Origin of the sequence: Bacteroides sp. (assembly GCF_028690125.1) — a bacterium.
In the GTDB taxonomy this organism is placed as follows: domain Bacteria; phylum Bacteroidota; class Bacteroidia; order Bacteroidales; family Bacteroidaceae; genus Bacteroides.
Window position 1 is genome coordinate 43,973 of the sequence record NZ_JAQVBV010000002.1, and the last position, 20,575, is coordinate 64,547.

General features: G+C 39.6%; 11 protein-coding genes. All 11 read right to left on the minus strand.

Annotated elements, in window-relative coordinates; all coding sequences use genetic code 11:
• Positions 1-16 precede the first annotated feature (16 nt).
• Positions 17-2,290, minus strand: coding sequence for a GH92 family glycosyl hydrolase (locus PHO71_RS01810; protein ID WP_300198048.1), 2,274 nt, complete (start codon positions 2,288-2,290; stop codon positions 17-19).
• A gap of 31 nt (positions 2,291-2,321) precedes the next feature.
• Positions 2,322-4,313, minus strand: coding sequence for a sialate O-acetylesterase (locus PHO71_RS01815; RefSeq protein WP_300198051.1), 1,992 nt, complete (start codon positions 4,311-4,313; stop codon positions 2,322-2,324).
• Between the two features lie 154 nt (positions 4,314-4,467).
• Positions 4,468-7,548 carry a TonB-dependent receptor gene (locus tag PHO71_RS01820; RefSeq protein ID WP_300198054.1) on the minus strand — a complete coding sequence of 1,027 codons (3,081 nt, stop codon included), beginning with the start codon at positions 7,546-7,548 and terminating at the stop codon, positions 4,468-4,470.
• Positions 7,549-7,552: 4 nt separating this feature from the next.
• Positions 7,553-9,334: a RagB/SusD family nutrient uptake outer membrane protein gene (locus PHO71_RS01825; RefSeq protein ID WP_300198057.1), complete on the minus strand. Its 1,782-nt coding sequence runs from the start codon at positions 9,332-9,334 to the stop codon at positions 7,553-7,555.
• Positions 9,335-9,340: 6 nt separating this feature from the next.
• Positions 9,341-12,475, minus strand: a complete 3,135-nt coding sequence (locus PHO71_RS01830; protein WP_300198060.1) for a SusC/RagA family TonB-linked outer membrane protein — start codon at positions 12,473-12,475, stop codon at positions 9,341-9,343.
• A gap of 24 nt (positions 12,476-12,499) precedes the next feature.
• Positions 12,500-13,552, minus strand: coding sequence for a DUF4961 domain-containing protein (locus PHO71_RS01835; RefSeq protein WP_300198063.1), 1,053 nt, complete (start codon positions 13,550-13,552; stop codon positions 12,500-12,502).
• Positions 13,553-13,569: 17 nt separating this feature from the next.
• Positions 13,570-14,022: a DUF5004 domain-containing protein gene (locus tag PHO71_RS01840; RefSeq protein ID WP_300198065.1), complete on the minus strand. Its 453-nt coding sequence runs from the start codon at positions 14,020-14,022 to the stop codon at positions 13,570-13,572.
• A gap of 30 nt (positions 14,023-14,052) precedes the next feature.
• Positions 14,053-15,837 carry a RagB/SusD family nutrient uptake outer membrane protein gene (locus PHO71_RS01845; protein ID WP_300198068.1) on the minus strand — a complete coding sequence of 595 codons (1,785 nt, stop codon included), beginning with the start codon at positions 15,835-15,837 and terminating at the stop codon, positions 14,053-14,055.
• A gap of 301 nt (positions 15,838-16,138) precedes the next feature.
• Entirely contained in the window at positions 16,139-17,464 is a 1,326-nt protein-coding gene (locus PHO71_RS01850) for a DUF5005 domain-containing protein (RefSeq protein WP_300198070.1), read from the minus strand.
• A gap of 26 nt (positions 17,465-17,490) precedes the next feature.
• Positions 17,491-18,516, minus strand: a complete 1,026-nt coding sequence (locus PHO71_RS01855; protein WP_300198073.1) for a DUF4361 domain-containing protein — start codon at positions 18,514-18,516, stop codon at positions 17,491-17,493.
• Positions 18,517-18,536: 20 nt separating this feature from the next.
• Positions 18,537-20,558, minus strand: coding sequence for a RagB/SusD family nutrient uptake outer membrane protein (locus PHO71_RS01860; protein ID WP_300198076.1), 2,022 nt, complete (start codon positions 20,556-20,558; stop codon positions 18,537-18,539).
• Positions 20,559-20,575 lie beyond the last annotated feature (17 nt).

A 20,575-nucleotide genomic window follows, 5' to 3' on the forward strand; every position in this document is an offset into this window, starting at 1 on the left:
TTCGTTATATGAGTTCTTATTCCTTAGATAAAGAAAATGGTGCAGCATACTTAGAAGTACATCTTTCCTTATTCGGTTGGTTGCTCATTTCAAACTTCAATACTCCGCCATCAAATATATCATCATAGCGAATATAATTCTTATCCAAATTTCTGCCATTCAAAGTAGCCGACTGTATATACAGATTCTCTTTGCTATTATTATCCGCTTCAATTACAAATTTATTTCCATTCTCCATCGTAATTGTAGCTTTCTTAAACAACGGGCTACCGATTACATATTCATCCGTACCCGGGCAAACTGCATATATACCCAGTGAGCTTAATATATACCAAGAAGACATACCGCCTTGGTCTTCATCACCCGGGTATCCTTTCTCTGTTGAATTGTACAATCTTTCAACAATCTGACGTACCCAGTATTGAGTTTTCCAAGGTTGTCCAGCATAAGTATACAAATAAGGCATATGTTGAATCGGTTGGTTACCATGAGCATATTGTCCCATATTAGCTAGTTCCATTTCTTTCATTTCATGGATCACACCACCATAAGTTCCCGGTTTGATGACATTAGGAATAGTAAATACTGAGTCTATTTTAGTCGTAAACTTCTCGTCACTTCCAAACAGGTCGATCAATCCTTGTACATCATGGAACACCGACCATGTATAGTGCCATGCATTCCCTTCGCAGAAAGGTCCGCCCCATTCCAACGGATCGAATGGTTCTTGCCACTTACCATCCACACCTTTACCACGCATAAATCCGATAGACTTGTCGAATACATTTTTATAGTTATACATTTGTCTGGAGAAAACATCTTGATAATGTTTATTTCCAACCATTTTAGCCAGCTGATAACCACAGAAATCATCATAAGCATATTCCATTGTCTGTGCACTTGATCCCATAGATTCAGGATAAGGAACGTATCCTAATTGAAAATATTCTTTCCAGAAACCACGACCGTTAGCACCTCCCCAAGGACCTTTATTCATTGCTTCATGTGCATAAGCTTCTAAAGCTTTCTCGGGATCAAAAGAACGAACTCCTTTTGCCCACGCATCAGCCAAAAGTGAGATAGAGTGATTACCCAACATACCTCCTGTTTCACCCGGAGAAGACCAGGAAGGCAACCAGCCACATTGTTCTTGAGCAGCAAGCAGCGCATTCATATAACGTCCCTGCATAGTAGGATGAAGGATATTAGTTAATGGAAATTGTGAACGGAAAGTATCCCAGAATCCATTATCCGTATACATATATCCATCATATATTTTACCATTATATGGGCTATAGTAATAAGGCTCTCCATTCTCTTTGCGTTCATAGAACTTACGAGAGAATAAATTTGCGCGGAACAAACAAGAATAGAATGTCTTCATTTGTTCATCCGTACCGCCTTCCACGACTATTCTATTCAGCAACTCATTCCATGTTTTTTGACCACGGGCTTTTGTTGCTTCCAAATTCTTATCTTTACCCAATTCCTGATTTAAAGTAACCAAAGCCTGTTCAGGGCTGATGTAAGAAGAGGCAGCTTTTGCCTGTACTTTAGATCCTTTTTTAAATTTAATATAAGCTCCATAACCTTTTCCGGCTCCTTCATTTTTTTGCGGAAATATTTCGTCCTTTTGATTTTCCCATACTCCATAATCAACAAAAGGTTGATCAAACTGAACTACAAAATAATTATGAAACGACTTAGAATCATTTACAAAACGTTGGTTATTCACCCAACCCGATATCTGTCTTTTTTCCGGATCAATCTTAATTTCACTCATGTCCGTATAGCCGTCAATCACCAGATAAGCATCACCGGTAGATGGATATGAGAAACGTAAATGTACACCACGGGTTGTAGGAGCCATTTCAGTAGTAACGCCATTATCAAACATCACTTTATAATAATGAGGCTTTGCAATCTCATTATCATGACTGAATTTTGTTGCGCGATTATCTTGATTGACTACCAATTCGCCTACCATCGGCATAAATGAATAAACAGCATAGTCACTCACCCAAGGGCTACATTGATGTGACTGGCTGAAAGCACGTATCTTATCGGAAGCATACAGATACTTAAATCCATCCCCATTTTTACCTGTTTGCGCAGACCACATATGCATACCATAAGGCATACCTGTTGTTGCATAAGTATTTCCGTAGCTCAGACCAAAATTAGAATCAGTACCTTGAAGTGTATTCACATATTGTACCAAGTCTTTTAGTTGAGCATTTGTCACTGTCGAATATAAAAAGAAGATAATTAAATAAACTAGTTTCTTCATGGTTTATTAAATGTATTAATTAAATAAATGTCTATTGCTTATTAATGTCGGTGATCCCTTTCCAGTCATCTGTGCGGAAAGGAGACATCGGGAGATCTGCTCCGTTATACATATTACATATAGGGAAATCAGCCCAAGCATAACGCACCGCAACCGGGAAAGCTACTTCCGGTGAAGATACAACAATTGTATTTCCTTCAATAACGGCATCTGCCCAGTGGAATTTATGATCCAATCCGGCGATTGTAAATCCTTTCGGTTTCTCACCATTTTTCGTTTTCAGTCCATCGTTTACATGGCTAAAGCTAATACGGATTTTATTGCCTTCAATCTTATAGTTTCTGTACATAGGTCCCGAATACGGTATTTTTTCTCCATACGTCTGTGCGCGGGCTGCTAAGGCCAGGCGACGTCCTACTTCCTGTTTGTTCTTCGGATGAATGTCAGCTTCTTCACCTATATCAATGGCTGTAGCCATACCTGTATTCGCTAAATGCAGAGTTCGAGTCTGTGCCTCTCGCAATTCTGCCCAAGTTGATTCAACCGGTTCTTTTTGTTGAGTCGTAAAACTAGCTAACTGTACCATATAGAATGGAAAGTTGTATCCCCAACGGTTTCTCCAATCAGTGATCATCAATGGCATCAACTCACGGTATTGATAAGCTTCTCCTGCATTTGATTCTCCTTGATACCAGATTGCTCCTCTGATAGCATAAGGAATGAGCGGATTAAGCATCGCATTAAACAATAAAGTAGGATAATTCGGATTCCATGACATATCAACAGGCATCGGATCAATCTCTCTCATATCAAGAGATACCTTATATTTCCAGTCGCCTGCCATCTGTATAGCTTCTGAGTCAGAAAGACGAAGCGATATACTTTCCGGACTTCCGTTAATACCACCAGTACCACCAGTATCCAGCACCCGCACTGCAATCACAGCCTTTCCCCCTTTCACCAGGGATTTCGGAATTTTATAACTCCTGCCTGCCATCCATCCTTCTGTATGTCCAACTTGTACTCCATTGAAATAAGTAAAATCATTATCATCAATAGTACCGGCATTCAATGTCAGTTCTTTTCCCGCCCAACTAGCAGGGATATCTATTGTCTTTCTAAACCACACAAGACCATTAAATCCCGGCAATCCATTTTCCTGCATCCAACCGGGGACCTTCATAGTCTTCCATGTGGTATCATCAAAATTGGGAGCTGCCCATATAGCTTCGCCATTGACACATCCTTTATCAATCTTCTCAACATTCACTTTCCAAGCCTCAACATCTGCCTCGTATTTCTTCTTACGTCCTTCTTGTGTCGCCGGTTGCCCTTCCAATGCTTTCAATCTTTTCTGCATACTTGGCATAGTAGCCAACGCCTCATTGCTCGTCCATGTTTCTATAATTGTACCGCCCCAGGAAGTATCGATCAATCCAATCGGTACATTACGGCATTTATTCAGATCACGTCCGAAAAAATATCCGGCTGCTGAAAAATTTGCTACGCTTTTTGAAGAACAAACTTGCCAGCCATTCTCCTCTGCTTCGATTTTATCGACAGGTTGAGGACTCATGGCATTTTTCACCAGTAAAAAACGAATATTAGGATAATTATTGGCATCTTGCTTTTCCTGCTCATAATTATTAACCTTACCCCAACCTTCTACCTGCATTTCCATATTAGATTGTCCCGAACAAACCCATACTTCACCAATCATCACATTAGTGAGTTTTACAGGTTTTCCATCGGAAATCGTCATTGTATAAGGTCCACCGGCCGCTGGCGTTTCTACCTTAGCCTTCCATTTACCTTGAGCATCCGCCTGTACAGTATACTTCTTCTTGTCCCAAGAAGTAGTAATTTCAACCGTTTTATTCGGTTTAGTTTCTCCCCAAACAGGTGCTTGCGTTTGCTGCTGTAACACCATATTATCAGAAAATATGGGTAATAGCTTTACCTGCGCTGATAGCGCAGCACTCCCAAATAAAAATAGTAGAGAGATTGCAAAATTTTTATTCATACTAATGACTTTTATTTATAGTAGACAATAATCCCGATTTATTATATGACGAACAAAGATACAATAACCACTAAATGTAGCTCTTAAAAATTAAAAGAGAATAATGTCTTTGTCAAAAGTATTATTCTCTTTTAATTTTTTAAGAATTCAGTTTTTAAAAGCCCAACTGAACTCCTAAGTTTATAACGCGTTGATTCATATAAGCATCACCTGCCGTATTCGTTTTGATTTCAGGGTCTTGCTGATATTTATCATAACCGGTAAATGTTAGCAAGTTATACGCATTCACATAGAAACGAATATTATCTATGAACTTAGGCAAAGCAGTTTTTGGAAGCTGATAGCCCAAATCAACAGTCTTCAAACGAATGTACCACGCATTGATCAACCAGAAATCCGAATTATAAGCAGAAGCACTGTTAATAGTACCATCCCTCATCGTCAAACGGGGAAACTCAATAGGCTCACCACTTTCATAACGTTCTTGTGTCCAACGCTTTTGATGAAGGGGTTGGAATTGGCTCTTACCGGATTCAATACCGGTTCCGTTGATAGCAAAACTATAATCAAAGGAACCTTGGAACAATACATTGAAGCTAAAGCCTTTCCAGTTTCCTCCAATGCTCCATCCCAATGTTGTTGTAGGCAAGTTCGGCTTACCAATAGCCCGTCTGTCAAAGTCATTAATCGTACCGTCACCATTCAGGTCGGCATACTTCAGGTCACCTGCTTGTACAGCGACATCAGGTTTGGCGGGTGCATCTGCAGCACCAGAATTAATCTTCTGAATATCTTCCGGAGTATAATAACCAATCCAATGATAACCGAAAGGCTGATTTATAGGTCTTCCCGTTTCTCTCAACCATTCATACTTCTGTTGAGCTTCCGCTTTGTAGTCTACCCGGTTTTTAGCATAACCGAATACGAAGTTGGTGTTAAAGTTGAATTTTCCAAAACGGTCCTGATAACCAACTTGTCCGTCGAAACCTTTGTTAGTAGTTTTTGCCACATTTTCGGGAGATAAACCGATACCCATTATATCGGGTATATCATTTCTAGTAACTAACTGATCGTAACGTTTATCTATAAACCAGTCGAAAGTGAACGAGAACTTATCAAATAAGTTCATATCTACACCGACATTAAACTTTCTCGCTTTTTCCCATGTTACATTCAAGTTACCCAGATCACCTTCTTTAATTCCACCGACACTAAAATTATTGCCCTCACCAAAAGTATATGAATCACCAGTCTTATATACCTGACGATACAGATAACGGTCGCCGGCTGCCACGTCGGAACCGACAAGACCATAAGATGCTCTGAACTTTAGCAATTGCACATTTTTCTCTAGCCAGTTTACGTTCTTAAAGAAGTCTTCTTGCGAAATCGCATAACCCACAGCCAAAGCGGGGAAAAATCCGAAATTGTTGTCCTTACCAAAACGGTCGGTTCCGTTGTATGCCATATTTAAGTCTAACAAGTACTTATTCTTATATTTATAGCCCAACTGCATGGTGTAACCTTCGAAATTATTCGGAACAGCAGCAGCTTTTTCATCAGTAGTACTCTGACGGTTGTATAAGAACATAGCGTTTACATCATGTATATCATTGAAAACACGAGCGTATTTCAAAGCAGCTTTGACACTCAAATCTTTGGTTGCTTTTTCCGTATTATTATAAACAAAATACTGTTCATAATCATATACCCCGTTCGGATTGATATTATACAAATCAGATGCCGAATCATAATGGTAAGTCGGATAACGAGTACGCATCACTGCACGGAAGTTCTCATCACTGTTGGAGTAAGCTAACTGGAAATCAGCCACAAGTCCTTTCGTCAAGAAGTCCATCTTCCATGTCGCACCATACAGAATGTTATTATCGTTACGTCGGTTACGTTTATATCCTTCATTTGCCAGGCGCGCATTCAATGTAGGCTTTCTGTCTTGCGTATCATACAAATAAGCAAATGAGCCATTGGGGTTCAGCAACGGAGCCGAATAAGGATGCATCTTGGAGAAATCATACAGTTCACCTGTTACATTCATATTATAGGGCTCATTGATATCCATGAAACGCGAAGTGACATCCAAACGCATATTAAAGTTATCGGTTACATCAAAATCGAGATTCGCACGATAATTGAAACGACGATAGGTATAATTGGGATTAACGCCATCACCGGAATTGCCACCAAAATCCTTTACCAGACCATTCTGAGTGAAGTATCCTGCAGAAACGAAATATCTCAATTTCTTAGAGCCTCCTGAAACATCGACATTGATATTTTCCTGAAACGCCATCTTCTTAAATATCTCATTATACCAGTTCACGTCCGGATGTCCATAAGGATCGGTGCGGTCTCTGAAAGCAATCATATCATCTTCCGTATAGGGAAAATCCGATAAAGTACCGTCATTTCCATGTGCTTCTCTCACTAATTGCAATGATTCGTAAGCATTGAGAAACTTAGGCGTACGAACCGGAGTCTGCATACCACTTTCCAAACGCACATTGATCTGCGGTTTACCCTCTTGACCTCTACGTGTTTTTACTACCAATACACCATTGGCACCTTTGATACCATAAATTGCCGTTGTAGAAGCATCTTTCAAAATTGAAATACTCTCAATTTCATTGACGTTGATCTGAGATAACTGTTCATAACTGTACTCCATATCATCTACCATAATCAACGGTTTATTACCATCGGCGTTCAGAGAACTGACACCGCGAATAAAGAAGTCGGAGGCATCTTTACCCGGCTGACCAGACTGCTGCTGACTAAAGAATCCCGGCAGTTTTCCTGTCAATGCATTCTGCACACTACTGGTCGGCACATTACGAATCTCACGCGCTTGTATACCACTCACCGCACCGGTCAGCGTAATACGTTTCGCTTTACCATAACCAACTACAACTACTTCGTCCAGATTTGTCTGATCGGGATCTAATTCCACTTTCAACGTTTGCTGCCCAGTCACTTTGATACTCTGTTTCTTAAAACCGATATAAGAGATTTCCAGTACTGCACCTTTATTCACATTTATTTGAAAATTACCGTTCATATCGGTAATTGTACCCGTTGTTGAACCTTGTACTTTTACGTTCACCCCCGGCAGCAACTCACCATCGTTAGAAGAGATAACTCCCTTCAAAGCAAACGACTGACCGAACGCCGACATAAAAAGGCTTATACATACTAATATCAATAATAGTCTTTTCATAATATTACCACTTCGGATTTTGAATCATGTTATCATTCTTAACTACCTCTGTATATGGGATCGGATAGAAATAACGTTTCACATCAAATGTTGTACTCAACACATTCACTTCGTTGAAAATCGTACTATTTCCCCTCACCCTAATCTCCAAACCTTTCAATGGTTCCTTAAAGATATCTTCAGCAATTCTCCATCTGCGGATATCCCAGTAACGTTGTTCCTCAAAAGCCATTTCAATACGACGTTCATTCTGAATCACTTCACGCATTTCTTTCTGTGTCATATCTTCTTTTAACCCATACAGAGATTTATCTCCGGGCTCAATCCCCGCACGTGCTCTCAGTGCAATGATAGCATCGTATACATCCTTAGAAGGAGCAGATAAATACTCATTCTCTGCCTCTGCGTAATTTAATAACATCTCCGCATAACGGAACATCACCCACAAATGTATCTTGTTACTATATTCCGACTCTCCGGTAAATTTACCCATAAACTTGCACATATAGTAACTCGTTTTAGAGTACTCGGCAGAGTTGGACGGATTATTGACTCCTCCGGTTGAAATATCAAGTGTATTATTCAGCCAAGATGATCCATGATGCAGCACTGTATAATCCAAACGCGGATCACGATTCTCGTAAGGATTGGCTTGATTAAACTGATACTTACTGCCTTTTCCGGCAAACATACCGTCTTTCATCGGGAAAGCGTCCACCAGATTTTGTGTTGGAAGAGTACGTCCTTTACCCAAGCTATTGGCTGAAAATCCTAAAGGTCCGTTATTGGTTTCAATAGATTTATTCTCACCACCCGGACGATAGAAAATGACTTCCGGATTATTCGACTTATTATAAAAACCTAAGAAAACATCACGAAAATCCTGACCATTATCTTTTGTCAAACCATAAGCTCCGTTACCATCCGGTCCGTATTCGTCGATAAACGCTTTGGCAGCTTTAGCCGCTTCGTTCCAGCGTTCGCTGTCATAGGAAGCATATCCGATCAGTTCGTTACCTTTCTCGATAGGACGCTCATTGAACAAAGGACTTGCTGCATACAACAGTACTCTGGATTTTAAAGCTAGACAGGTTTCACGAGTGGGAGTATGTGCATATTGTTCAAAATCAGGCATCGGATTAGTACGCAAATCATCTTTGATCTCATCCAATTCATCGACAATATATTTCACACATTGTTCAAATGTATTCCTTGGAATCTCCATGTCGTCACCCAATATATGTACTTCATCCCCCATTAAAGGAACACCGCCATAACGTTTCACCAATTCAAAGTAGAAATATGCTCTCAGGAAGCGAGCCTCTGCTTTCATTGTAAAATTCAATGGCTTCTTTTCTCCTTTGGAGTTTACATAGGTTAGCATAAAGGGAACCACATCAATATGGTTAATCATGATATTCGCTTTACGAATTCCGGTATAATACTCTTTCCATCGCATATCCGACTCAACACGAGTACTTGCCGTATATCGTCCCATCGCCAATTTATAAACATCCGGATCGGACACATTAATGGATATAGCATCGTCGGAAGCAGCATCCAAATAATCACTTCCCACACGATTGTGTCCGTTCTGTAATGTAGAGTAAATATTGTTCATAAACTTCACTGCATTCGTACCGAGCGAATCGGTTTTCGAGAACACAAAGTCGATTGATACCAGCTCAACAGGTTCTGGTTCATAACCATCGGTACAAGATACAGCCGCAAACAACAATCCCGCTCCGATCAGTGTTAAATATTTATTTCGTATCATAGACATCATAGTACATTAGAATTTAACATTAATACCTGTGCTGATGCAACGTTGTAATGGATAGTTGGTGAAACTAACTTCCGGATCAACCAATTCATATGCGGACTTTGTAAATAGATTCTGTCCGCTTACAAAAACCTTCACACGTGCTCCACCTAAATAGTTGCGGCAGAATGAATCGGGTAAACTATATCCCAGACTAATATTTTTCAAACGAATATAATTACCGGAGCGCAACCAGAAAGAAGAGCCCCAACCGTTACCTTGATTGTATTTATTGCCACCGGCACTTAATCTCGGGAAGGTTGCTGTTGCTGCGGTTTCAGGAGTCCAGCGGTCCAACATATTTTCATACGCCTGTCCGTAAACTTGTCCTTGAGTCTGGAAACCTTCCAGCAGATTCCAATCACCCATCAATACATCTTTATTGTACACTCCCTGCCAAAACATAGAAAATTCCAGTCCACGCCATTCAAAGCCTAAATCAATGCCAAAGTAAGAAAGCGGTTTATCGCCACCAATCACTACTTTATCGAAATCATTGATTACCTTATCACCATTCTGATCTTTATATTTGATATCACCGGGCTGGATATTTTCAAATCCTTCAATCACAGGGCTCTTTGCTATCTCCTCTTTAGAAGTAAAGAAACCTTCTGACACCAAACCGAAGATCGCTCCCACCGGTTTACCTGTAGCACGCAGATAGTCATAAGGGACTTTTTGTTCGTCTTTATACAATAGCTTACTTTGTTCACAACTCCAGTTGGCAGAAGCATAATAGTTAAAATCGCCAACGCGGTCCTGATAAGTAATCGCCAATTCACCTCCATACCAACGCGATTTACCAATATTTTCATTCGGATAAGTCTGACCAATCAATTCAATACTCTTTCCACGAGCCTGTAACAGATCAAAATATTTATCATTATAGTAGTCGGCCGTTATTCGGAGCTTGTTACTAAATAAAGCAATATCCACACCAACATTCAACTTATTGCCTTTCTCCCAAGTTTGATATGGATTTGCCAACGGACTTTTTTCCGAAAAACTACCCGAACCACTATTTAAATTTGTTCCCAAACGATAATCGTCGCCTCCTGAGGAGAAAGTCTGATAATATGTGTAATATCCGGCATTGTTCATACCATTACCCGTCTTACCGTACACACCGCGTATCTTTAATTGGTTCAGCCATTCAAAATCTTCCATGAAATTCTCTTTGCTGATATCCCATCCCAAACCGAAAGCATAAAAAGTACCCCATCTACTGCCGGGTGCATAACGGTTATAATAGCTCTGGCTAATTGCTGCCTGTGCAAAATATCTGCCTGCATAATTGTAAGAAACATCGCCTATAATGTTGGACGGATATTCGGGAAGGTCCCAGTTAGTAAGGGTATTTCGGGTATCTCCCATTACGCTGGCTGTAAAGCCATGTTCGCCGAACTGCCGTTCATAATCAACGGCAAACTGACCGTACATTTGTCGGTAGGTAGACACAGAACTAAAAGCATTCGTTTGTGTTTTCTTTTCTCCATACCGGGTATAAACATCATTACCGGTTTTATCAATGGTATAATCAAACACCTCCGAAGCCTTGGTTCGTTTAGTCGTCGAACGATTTTGAGAAGTGACACTACCCACCATACGGACAGACAAGCCTTTTACCACTTTATCGAAATCATAACGCAGATTAATTGATCCCAATACATCCCTGGCACCGTCTGTGATATAACCGGAGTTAATGGTTTGTGACAACAAGTTGTTGGTAAACGACTGGGTCCCACCCCATGATCCGTCCGGGTTTTTCACCGGATATGCATTGTTGGGGGTAGAGTAAATTGTGCTTAGGATATCTCCATAACCGTTTCCGGTTCCACCTGGCTGTGTACCTTCTTCTACACGTCCCATCAAGGTCACCTTCGCTGTAAAATCATCGGTAATATTAATGTTCACTTTGGAAGTGATCATATAGCGGTCAAAAGTTAAGTTCGTGTTATGAGCATCTCCGCCGGGATTTTTGAATAATCCGTCTTCACCCAGATAACCTACACTAACGAAATATTGGGCAAACTTGTTACCGCCCGTAGCATTCAGGTTATACGACTGAGTAGTAGAGTTGTTTCTCATTGTTTCGTCATACCAATTCACATCCGGATGTGTATAAGGACTGGAGTGGTCACGATATTTGGTAAAATCATTATAGGAATAAAAGGGATTCTTACCATCATTCAGCAATGCCTCATTCAACAAATAAGCATATTGGAAGGCAGATAACGGATTCGGTGTTTTTACTGAACTTTGCACTCCGAAGCGTCCGGTAAACGATAATTGAAATCCCTCTTTGATAGGGTCTTTAGTTGTAACTACTAACGCACCGCGAGAACTACGCATTCCCAGGAACATGGATGACAAAGCGTCTTTTTGAATAGATACAGACTCGATAGCATCCGGATCAAGAGAATACAATTCTCTTTGTACCCCATCTACCACTACTACCGGAGCATTGTGACGTGATTGAACGGTAAATTCGGTATTGTCACTATACGCTTCTTTACCCAACGTAGGGCTATTAAAATTAAAGATCGTTCCCGACGAACTAGCCTCAATTTGATTCTTACGGGCTCCACGAGTCCGAACAATATTCAATCCGGGCAAGCGTCCTTGCAACGAAGGAATAATGGTAGTACCCATCATCGAATTGACCTGATCGTTATAAACCGTAGCAGCCGATCCTAGAAAACTTGCTCTATCTTTCGTATCATACGGTCCGTTTATCACATCAGGAAATTTTATAAACTCTTCTGCCAACGTCACTTTGAAAATACGTTCCGAATTCCTAAGTTTATTTACTTTGATCTCTTTATACAAAAATCCCGGATGAGTCAGACGAAGCATATCTCCTCTTTTATACTGGAACTCGAAAGTGCCATCGACACCGGTAACGGCTTTAAAATCGGTATTCTTCATCGTGACTACGACATCTGATACCGGATTACCATATTGATCGATTACCTTACCGGTAATATTAGCCGTTCCTCCTGTTTCCTGAGCCACCCCATTCAGATGCCCCAAGCCAAGCAGCATCCACATTACCATCCATGTGAAACAGTACCGACTATTTCTTTTATTTAAAATATTACGCATATAATCTTTTTTTAAGGTTAAATTCTATTCACATTGAAGTTCGAATACGAAAGGCTCTTTGGCTCCTTCTTCCACCTCTTCTCCTTCGTTGTCTCTACTGTCATCGGACTTAGAGATGAACACGGTTCCATCTTCATTGGTGAAAATATACTCGATACGGGAAATGGTTTCACCTTCGGGAATATTAAAAAAACCGCCGGGCCAAAAAGTAACATTATATCTTGATAGTTTCACTTCTCTTTCCATCAGTGTCTTCGCGCTCTTTTCATTAACCTTATATTGGTTCCCTTCTATCGTATAGGCAGTAGCTTCTATATACACATTCCCGGCTTTAGTCAATTCATTGGAATTGACATCACCCTGGAAAGTGAATGTCACAAAATCATCTTGCAAAGCAGACAAAGGTTCAATCTGATTGTAGTGCATAGAACAGAAATCAATGGTAGCGCCCGATCCTTGTAATACTTCAAAACAATCGTCGGCATCTTTCACGTCGTAACGCTCACTATTTCCACCAAGCCCATCACTAGAATGATTGATAAAGAAACTAGGTCTGAACTTCATGTTACTCTTTCCTGAATTACATTTAATCGTAACGGTGAAATTAATCGTTCCATTCACTTTCTCATAGCCATTTGATTTGAATGCCACCCATTCCATATCGTTCAAGACATTACCCCGCACACCATATTTCTTTTTCAATGCTGCCGACCAGGTCATGCCTTTATAATTCGCCGGTTGTTCACTATCCTGCATTACCGTCATCTTGTGATCTATCTCCGGTTCATATTTATCTTCCTTATATGTCACCATTGCATTCTGACGCACGTTCCAACTTCTCGGAGCAAGAAATGCCACTATAAATGTTTCGTTACTCGCGTCTCCATCAATAGAAATTGTTCCACTAAAGGTAAAAGTGGCTACTTCACCGGCTTTTATATAAGCCACCATCTCCCCGTCTTCGTTTTGTTGCCTAACATTCACATCCTTAATCAAAAAAGAACATCCAATTACTATTAAGGAGAGTACCAGCAATGAGAATGCCTTTACTTTATGTTTTTTCAAATAATATTTCATAAGCTTTTCTTTTTAAATCATTCTTCTACTTTTTCAAAAGAATAAATATAAGAGTTGCTCGAGCATCCCGGACTGATAGTAAGGGTAATATGACGTTTTCCTTTTACAATCGGATAAGTGATCTCCGTTCTAGCTTCTCTTGTAGATCCTTCTTCCTGAAAAGTCAAGAAGAAAGGATACGTTATATCATCGGTTTTCCACGTACCATTTTTCTTTACTAAAAATGGTAAGTAGTTCTCAATAGTATATGTATTATCTTTATTCATGGTCAGACGAAACTGGCTGAAATCCATCACTTCCGTGATATCTGTGCCATTGCGCGAAACGGTCTTCAATTGCCATTTTCCATCCAACTGTTTCGGTACTTCCGTATAAGAATCGGGAGTAATTTCGTCTTTAAATGTATTGCAAGCAGTCACAAGCCCCAATAAGACGAAAAGTAAAGCCGTAATTTGTGTTTTTAATCTCATATTTCTTTCTATTTAATAAAAAAACCATTCTTATTCGTAATAAGGATTCTGCAACAAATCGGGCGATTTCACAGTTTCCTTATAAGGTATTGGATAGAAATACATCGCTTTACGGAAGATATGCTGACGAGTATTAATGATTTTTCCGGTTTTACGATCTTCATTCTTCGTGATTTCAAAACCATGCATCATTCTATTATCAGTATCTTCAGCAATCATCCAGCGCCTCACATCAAAGAAACGATGTCCTTCAAATGCTAAATCCAACCGACGTTCCAAGCGAATAGCCTCAGTCATTTCATCCGGTGTCATATTATCTTTAATTCCATACGTTCCATCCTCACCGGGCTTTATACCTGCACATTCACGTATTTTTCTCAATGCAATATAAGGACTGATCTCTTGATCTCCGAGCACGTCCTTATGATCGGGTCCATAGTATTCGTTAGCGGCCTCCGCATAATTCAACAAAATTTCAGTATAACGCATCAGTGGGCGTGCTTGTGAACCACCATAAAGCATTTGATTAGCCATTGAATTAAGATTCAAAAATTTACGTGTATAGTATCCTGTTGGAGTTCCCCGATAAATGGCATCCTGTTGTGTTCCCACATATATCTTGATTTCAGTATCTTGCAAATTACTCTTCATACTACACCCGTCATAAGAAACCGTGAACATGAAACGAGGATCACGATTACGAGAAGGATTTATAGGGTCATAATCACTACTTTCTGCAGTCGGTGTACCGTCCGCCATTGGAAACAGTTCGGCTAAATCGTGATAAATATATCCTCCAACACCATTCCCTCCTGTGCTGGGAGGAGCAAACCATACATTGGTCGCTGTACTAGATCCTTGTTTCCTTTCAAGGATTGTACCACAATAAACGCCCGTTCCTACTTTGCCATAATAGTCGGCAGGTAGCAACTGAGCGTAATAGCCCCATCCCGGATACTCCTTATCACTTTCATCTTTATTACGGATATACAGATCATATTTCTTCATTTTTATTACATCAAGAGCAGCATCTACAGCTGTTTTCCAACGTTCCTTGTCATAGCTGGGGTAACCTAGCAACTCTTTCGGATAATTAGCAGGAGCGAAATCACTACCATTAAAAAGTTTACTGGCAGCATACAAACGTACACGTGAAATCAAAGCTTTACAAGCACCTTGGGTGATACGACCGAACTTGTTTCCGCTTCTTTCAATCGGTAAGGTTTCAGCCGCCTTATTAGCTTCATTCACAATATACTCTACACAATCAGCATAAGAGTCACGTGCCTTCATCGCTTCTTCCACAGTATCATAAGCATCGTCACCAATCAAAGCTACACCTGCATAATGCCTCAACAACATCGCATAATACCAAGCACGCAAAAAACGTGCTTCTGCCTTATACTCAGTCTTGGCAGCTTCAACCATCCGGGATCCGTCTACATATTTAAAAAACACATTGACCCGACGGATATTCCGGTAAGCAATTCTCCAAACATCATCTTCGGAAACAGTAACAGGATTGACCGTTCCCGTAGCAAACATTACATCCGTCGCAAGCCCTGTATTAGCTTTGTAAGCTGCTTCATCACTACTGGTCTGCAATCCTCCGTGATTACTGTAGCGATCGTGTTTGACATCAAAGCCAATATCCACATAAATTTGATTTAGGAAATCTGCTGTATAAGTACTATCCTTAAAAACAGCCTCCCGGTCCAAGTCCGTAGTCTCAGTCTCACCTAGAAAATCATCTGAGCAAGACACTAGTAACCACGTACCTACAATAGACAAGAATAAATAAAATAAGCCTTTCATATACAATAGAAATAGCGGTTAATAAAAATATTGATAAACTCTCAAAACGGTAAAATTCATTATTATTAGTTATTTTTATAATGAAACCAGATTCCGTATATTTAGTATAAAGACGATTATAAAATTATATACCACTAAAAGATTTTATTATTTTTTATGACTATCACCTTTTTCTTATAAAAATCGCTATCAGAAAAATATTCAAGGTACTTATAATCCTTCAAAAAAGAAGGCCACCTCTTCATAGTAGAAAGAGATGACCTTCGAAACAAACTTTACCGAACGAGTAGGTTACTAACCACTATTCTTTTTCATCATATAGACTTTCCCAATTGAAAACACGATAGAAGTAAGGACGATAAAAATCAGCACTACCCGGGAAATTGAAATTATCTCCCGAAGCGTCAGCATCGGTATTGGTAGAGAATACCAATTCACCTTGTCTTGAAAGTTCCGGATGCAGATTGATCATTGACAGGTTTTTATAATACTGGTTACCTATCTTATCTACCGTATAAGGTACATTAAATAATATTTTCTGACCGGTAAATGGACCATAAGGAGTTTCTCCGCAGTAAATATAAACAATACGGCCATATGAAGTCGTTTGAGCTACCATATAATATTTGTCCCCTTTTTTAAATACCCATGGCATATTACATACATAATTATTCTCCATAATTGATGAACGTATTCTCTCTTCACTAGTCGGATATGTTTTTTGCCACACAAAATTTCCACTCAAATCCCGAATATAGTATTCCCATTCCGAAGTCAAATCATGAGTGGTAGTACGTGCAACAATAGGTCTGTTATTGTCTGTCACATATAGATAAGTATGTCCATCCTCATCCTCCCACATAGTAGAACCATAACCTACAGCATCCGTGTTAAAGTTCTCATCCCTCGCCATTTTTTCAAGATAAGTATCTGCGCCCGGTTGTCCTTCTAAACTATAAGTAACCAAGCAAGTACCAGTACGTGTCATTTTACCTTCACGATTATCTATTGCTTTCCACAACATTTGAAGTTTCTTAGTTCCGTTATCATCAAACACAGTCGCATCGGCTGCCTGATAGAAATACTTATCATCTGTCGTATTCTCTTCTGATGTGATATGTGCATATGCATGATAATAACCTTCTCCGTCAGGATTAGTGGTTTGTACATAATCAGCTAACCACTTCAGATTATCGTCTGTTTCACCAATCTTCCTTCCGGCATCAGCAGTCTGAACCATGACACTATTATGTGGAACATTACAATTACCTCTTGCTCTGGTCCCGGCATCTACTACTCCATAATAACTATCATTAAAAGTCCAGAAAACATTTCCATCCGGCAATAATGTAGTTTGTGCACCGGAACCACCATTCCACCCTAATGTACGTGTAAATAACTTATCATACTTCTTATCTTTATAGACAAACACATTTTCGTTGTGTTGGCCTACATTTGGAATCTGTTGCAATTCCCACGACGATTCGATAGTCGGCGGAGTAATAGTCACATCATCATCCGTTTTATCTTCATATGCAGTTTGCACTGCATCATAATCGTTACACGCAGCCAATGCCACTGCAACGAAAGCTGTATATAGAGCACTATATAATGTTTTTCTTCTCATAAGGCTTATTAATTATTATCTGCCACTTAATTATTAGTAATATCCAGCGGTGTCATCACCTCTTTCATTTCATACCAGTCGTTTGACTTATAATTATAACGATAGTTCAACGTAAACTCTTTTTTCATTGGATTGTAATATGAGGGCTTATCATCGATATTCAACACAGTAATACCTCCATCAACATCATACCATTTATCCAATGTCACTTTCTGGCATTTAATCTTTTCTCCGGTCGGCAATCCGTCACTACCGATAACATCTACATCTACTTCTTCCTCCGGATGCACTGTTACAGCCACTCCTTGTTTACGCAGTTCTTTTCTATCTGACGTAATTGTACTTCCGGTCAAAATACGAATACCTTGTTCTGCTATAGGAGCAACTGGCTTAGTACTATTAATTGCGTTGTATTTAGGTTGTCCTTTATCTGTTTCCAATGGTTTCCAAGTATCTTTAGCTACTTTCAAACTGGTTCCATTCATGGTATAATAAGTAGCCTTCTTGGTCGTTGCATATTCATTTTTTACAAATATTCGCAGCAACACATTTCTTCTGGAATCAGAGATCATATAATCTGAAACAGAAGCAACTCTTAACGGAAGGAAATAGTTATCCTCCGGTTCCAGCCCATTCACATCCACCCGGATCGGAAATAATGTATAAGGAGTATCCTCACTCGGAAACAATTTAACTGACCAGCCATCTACAGTATAACGTGACTCCGGTAATTCCTTTGCATATTGATCATAGGACTCTCCGTATCTTTTTTTATTATATTCTTGTAATGCGGTCGCATCTATTTCCAGTTCTACCGCTACCTCTTTCTCAACCGGAGTAGTGCCACCGGCATAAACAGAGACATATCCTACTATATCTTCACCGAAAGAAAACTCTTGTTGAAAGATGTTATCTTCTCCGCTAACAATATAAATTTCCTTTCGGTATTGTTCATCTTGATAAAATTCCTGTTCACAAGCAGTAAAGACACCAACAGTTGCTATGCTTATTGCTCCGAGAATGAATCTATTTAATCTATTTATATGTTTCATAACTTATTTCTTTTTAAATTTTACTTCTCCCAACCCGGATTCTGATCAAGAACAGAAACCTTGCTTATCTCATCTAAATGAATAGGCAATAAAATCATTTTAGATTTAAAATCACGTTGAAGTACAGATGGATGCTGAATTATAGTAGGTTGATAAAAGCCTTCCCACTCCGTTTGATCCACATTCAATCCCATCAGAGGTTCTCTTTCCAATTTATCGACAATACCCAATCGCCGAATGTCATAATAACGTTGTCCCTCCCAGAATAACTCAATCATACGTTCCCGCTGAACAATTTCATTAAACGTTTCGGTTGTTGCCAAATCGTCATCAGTTATCCCCGGCAGACCTGCACGATAACGGACCTGATTAAAATAATATTTAATAGCTTCCTTGTCACGACTGTAGGACTTTCCATCAACTTCATATGCTTGATTTAGATTATTCAAAGCCTCTGCATAAGCAAGTAGTATTTCTGCATAGCGGATAATCGGGAATGCTTTACTTGTAGTACGTGCACTGCTACCAGTCAATGCATCCATCGGATTTACATACTTCCGACAAGTATAACCGGTTACATTATAAAGAATACCATTACTAGCTGCATGAGTTTTACCGGCATTCCCTCCCTTCCAATATTGAATATTCACATTTTTTTTATTATTATCAGTTGTAGAACTCATCGACCACCATGCATTTGAATAACCAATATTTATGTAGAAGCGAGGTTCACGATTAGTATAGGATAAATAAGTACCATTACTGATTTTATAGTTGTCCGACAATATTTTATCGCCTGTTGTCACACAAGCTTTATCATACGGTCGATTAACATATGCATATTCTGCACTGGAATTTTTAATATCACGTCCATCTGCCATATAGTATTGGTCTACTATATGTTGCGGAACACTAATAGCTGAGGTTCCACCGAAATCCAAGGGAAATATATGGCTTATCGAACCGCCAACGCCACTTGAATAACTGATCCAAATAAATTCCGGATTGTTACTAATTGCCGTTTCTCCATTGAACATCTCAGAATAAGAACGATACGGATCTAATTTAAAAGCCCCAAGTCCTACGCCTTCCGGAAACTCCTTTGTTGAAACATTTGCAGGAAATGTAACCTGTCCTTTTTCATCTGCAATCGTATGTAGCTGATATCTTCCTAAATCAATGACTCTCTTAGCAGCAGCGGCAGCAATCGCCCATTTACGTTCATCATACTTTTGAGAGATATAATGTACATTATCTGTACAACGAGTAAAATCTCCAAAAAATCGATGAGCAGCATCTCCACCATTATACAATGGACTGGCAGCTTGCAATCTGACCCGAGCAACGAGGGCTAAAGCAGCACCCTGAGTGGGGATATATGGCTCCATAACAGTGAATTTTAGAGGTAAATTCGCAGCAGCTTCTTCAAACTCCTGACAAATATAATCCACACATTCGTCATACGTATTACGTGTTCTTGCATAGTAATCGGATTCCCCATTATTATTCAAGATTTCATCACCCAACAAAATCATCGGACCGTTTTGCTGCAGAATCAAATAATAAGCATAAGCACGCAAAAAACGACATTTGGAACGAAACTCCATTTTTTCGAAACTATTCATGTCAGGCACGTCTTCGATATGCGGCAAAATAGTACTCACCTTACGAATCACTTTATAACATTTAGGCCAAAGGTTGAAATCCCAACCCCAGCCTCCCAATGAACTGGCAGTAATTTCATTATTTAGAAATTTGGTTCCGGAATATTGCACTGCTCCAAACATAGTGCTCCACTCTCCACAACTTACTCCCTCGTCAGATCCTGTGATTCCCGGTGTATTTCCTGCTTCACACAACTTATCCACTTCCGGAAGTAAAGCGGCCGCCCCATTGAAATAGCGCTCAATATTGAGTTTATTAGCATAGACCGAATCTTCCTGGAAAGTATCCTCGAAATAATCATCTACATTCAAATAATTACAAGAACCGAAGAAACCGGATAGCAACAATATAACCGGTAATATAAAATATTTTTTCATGAATTGTCCTCCATTAA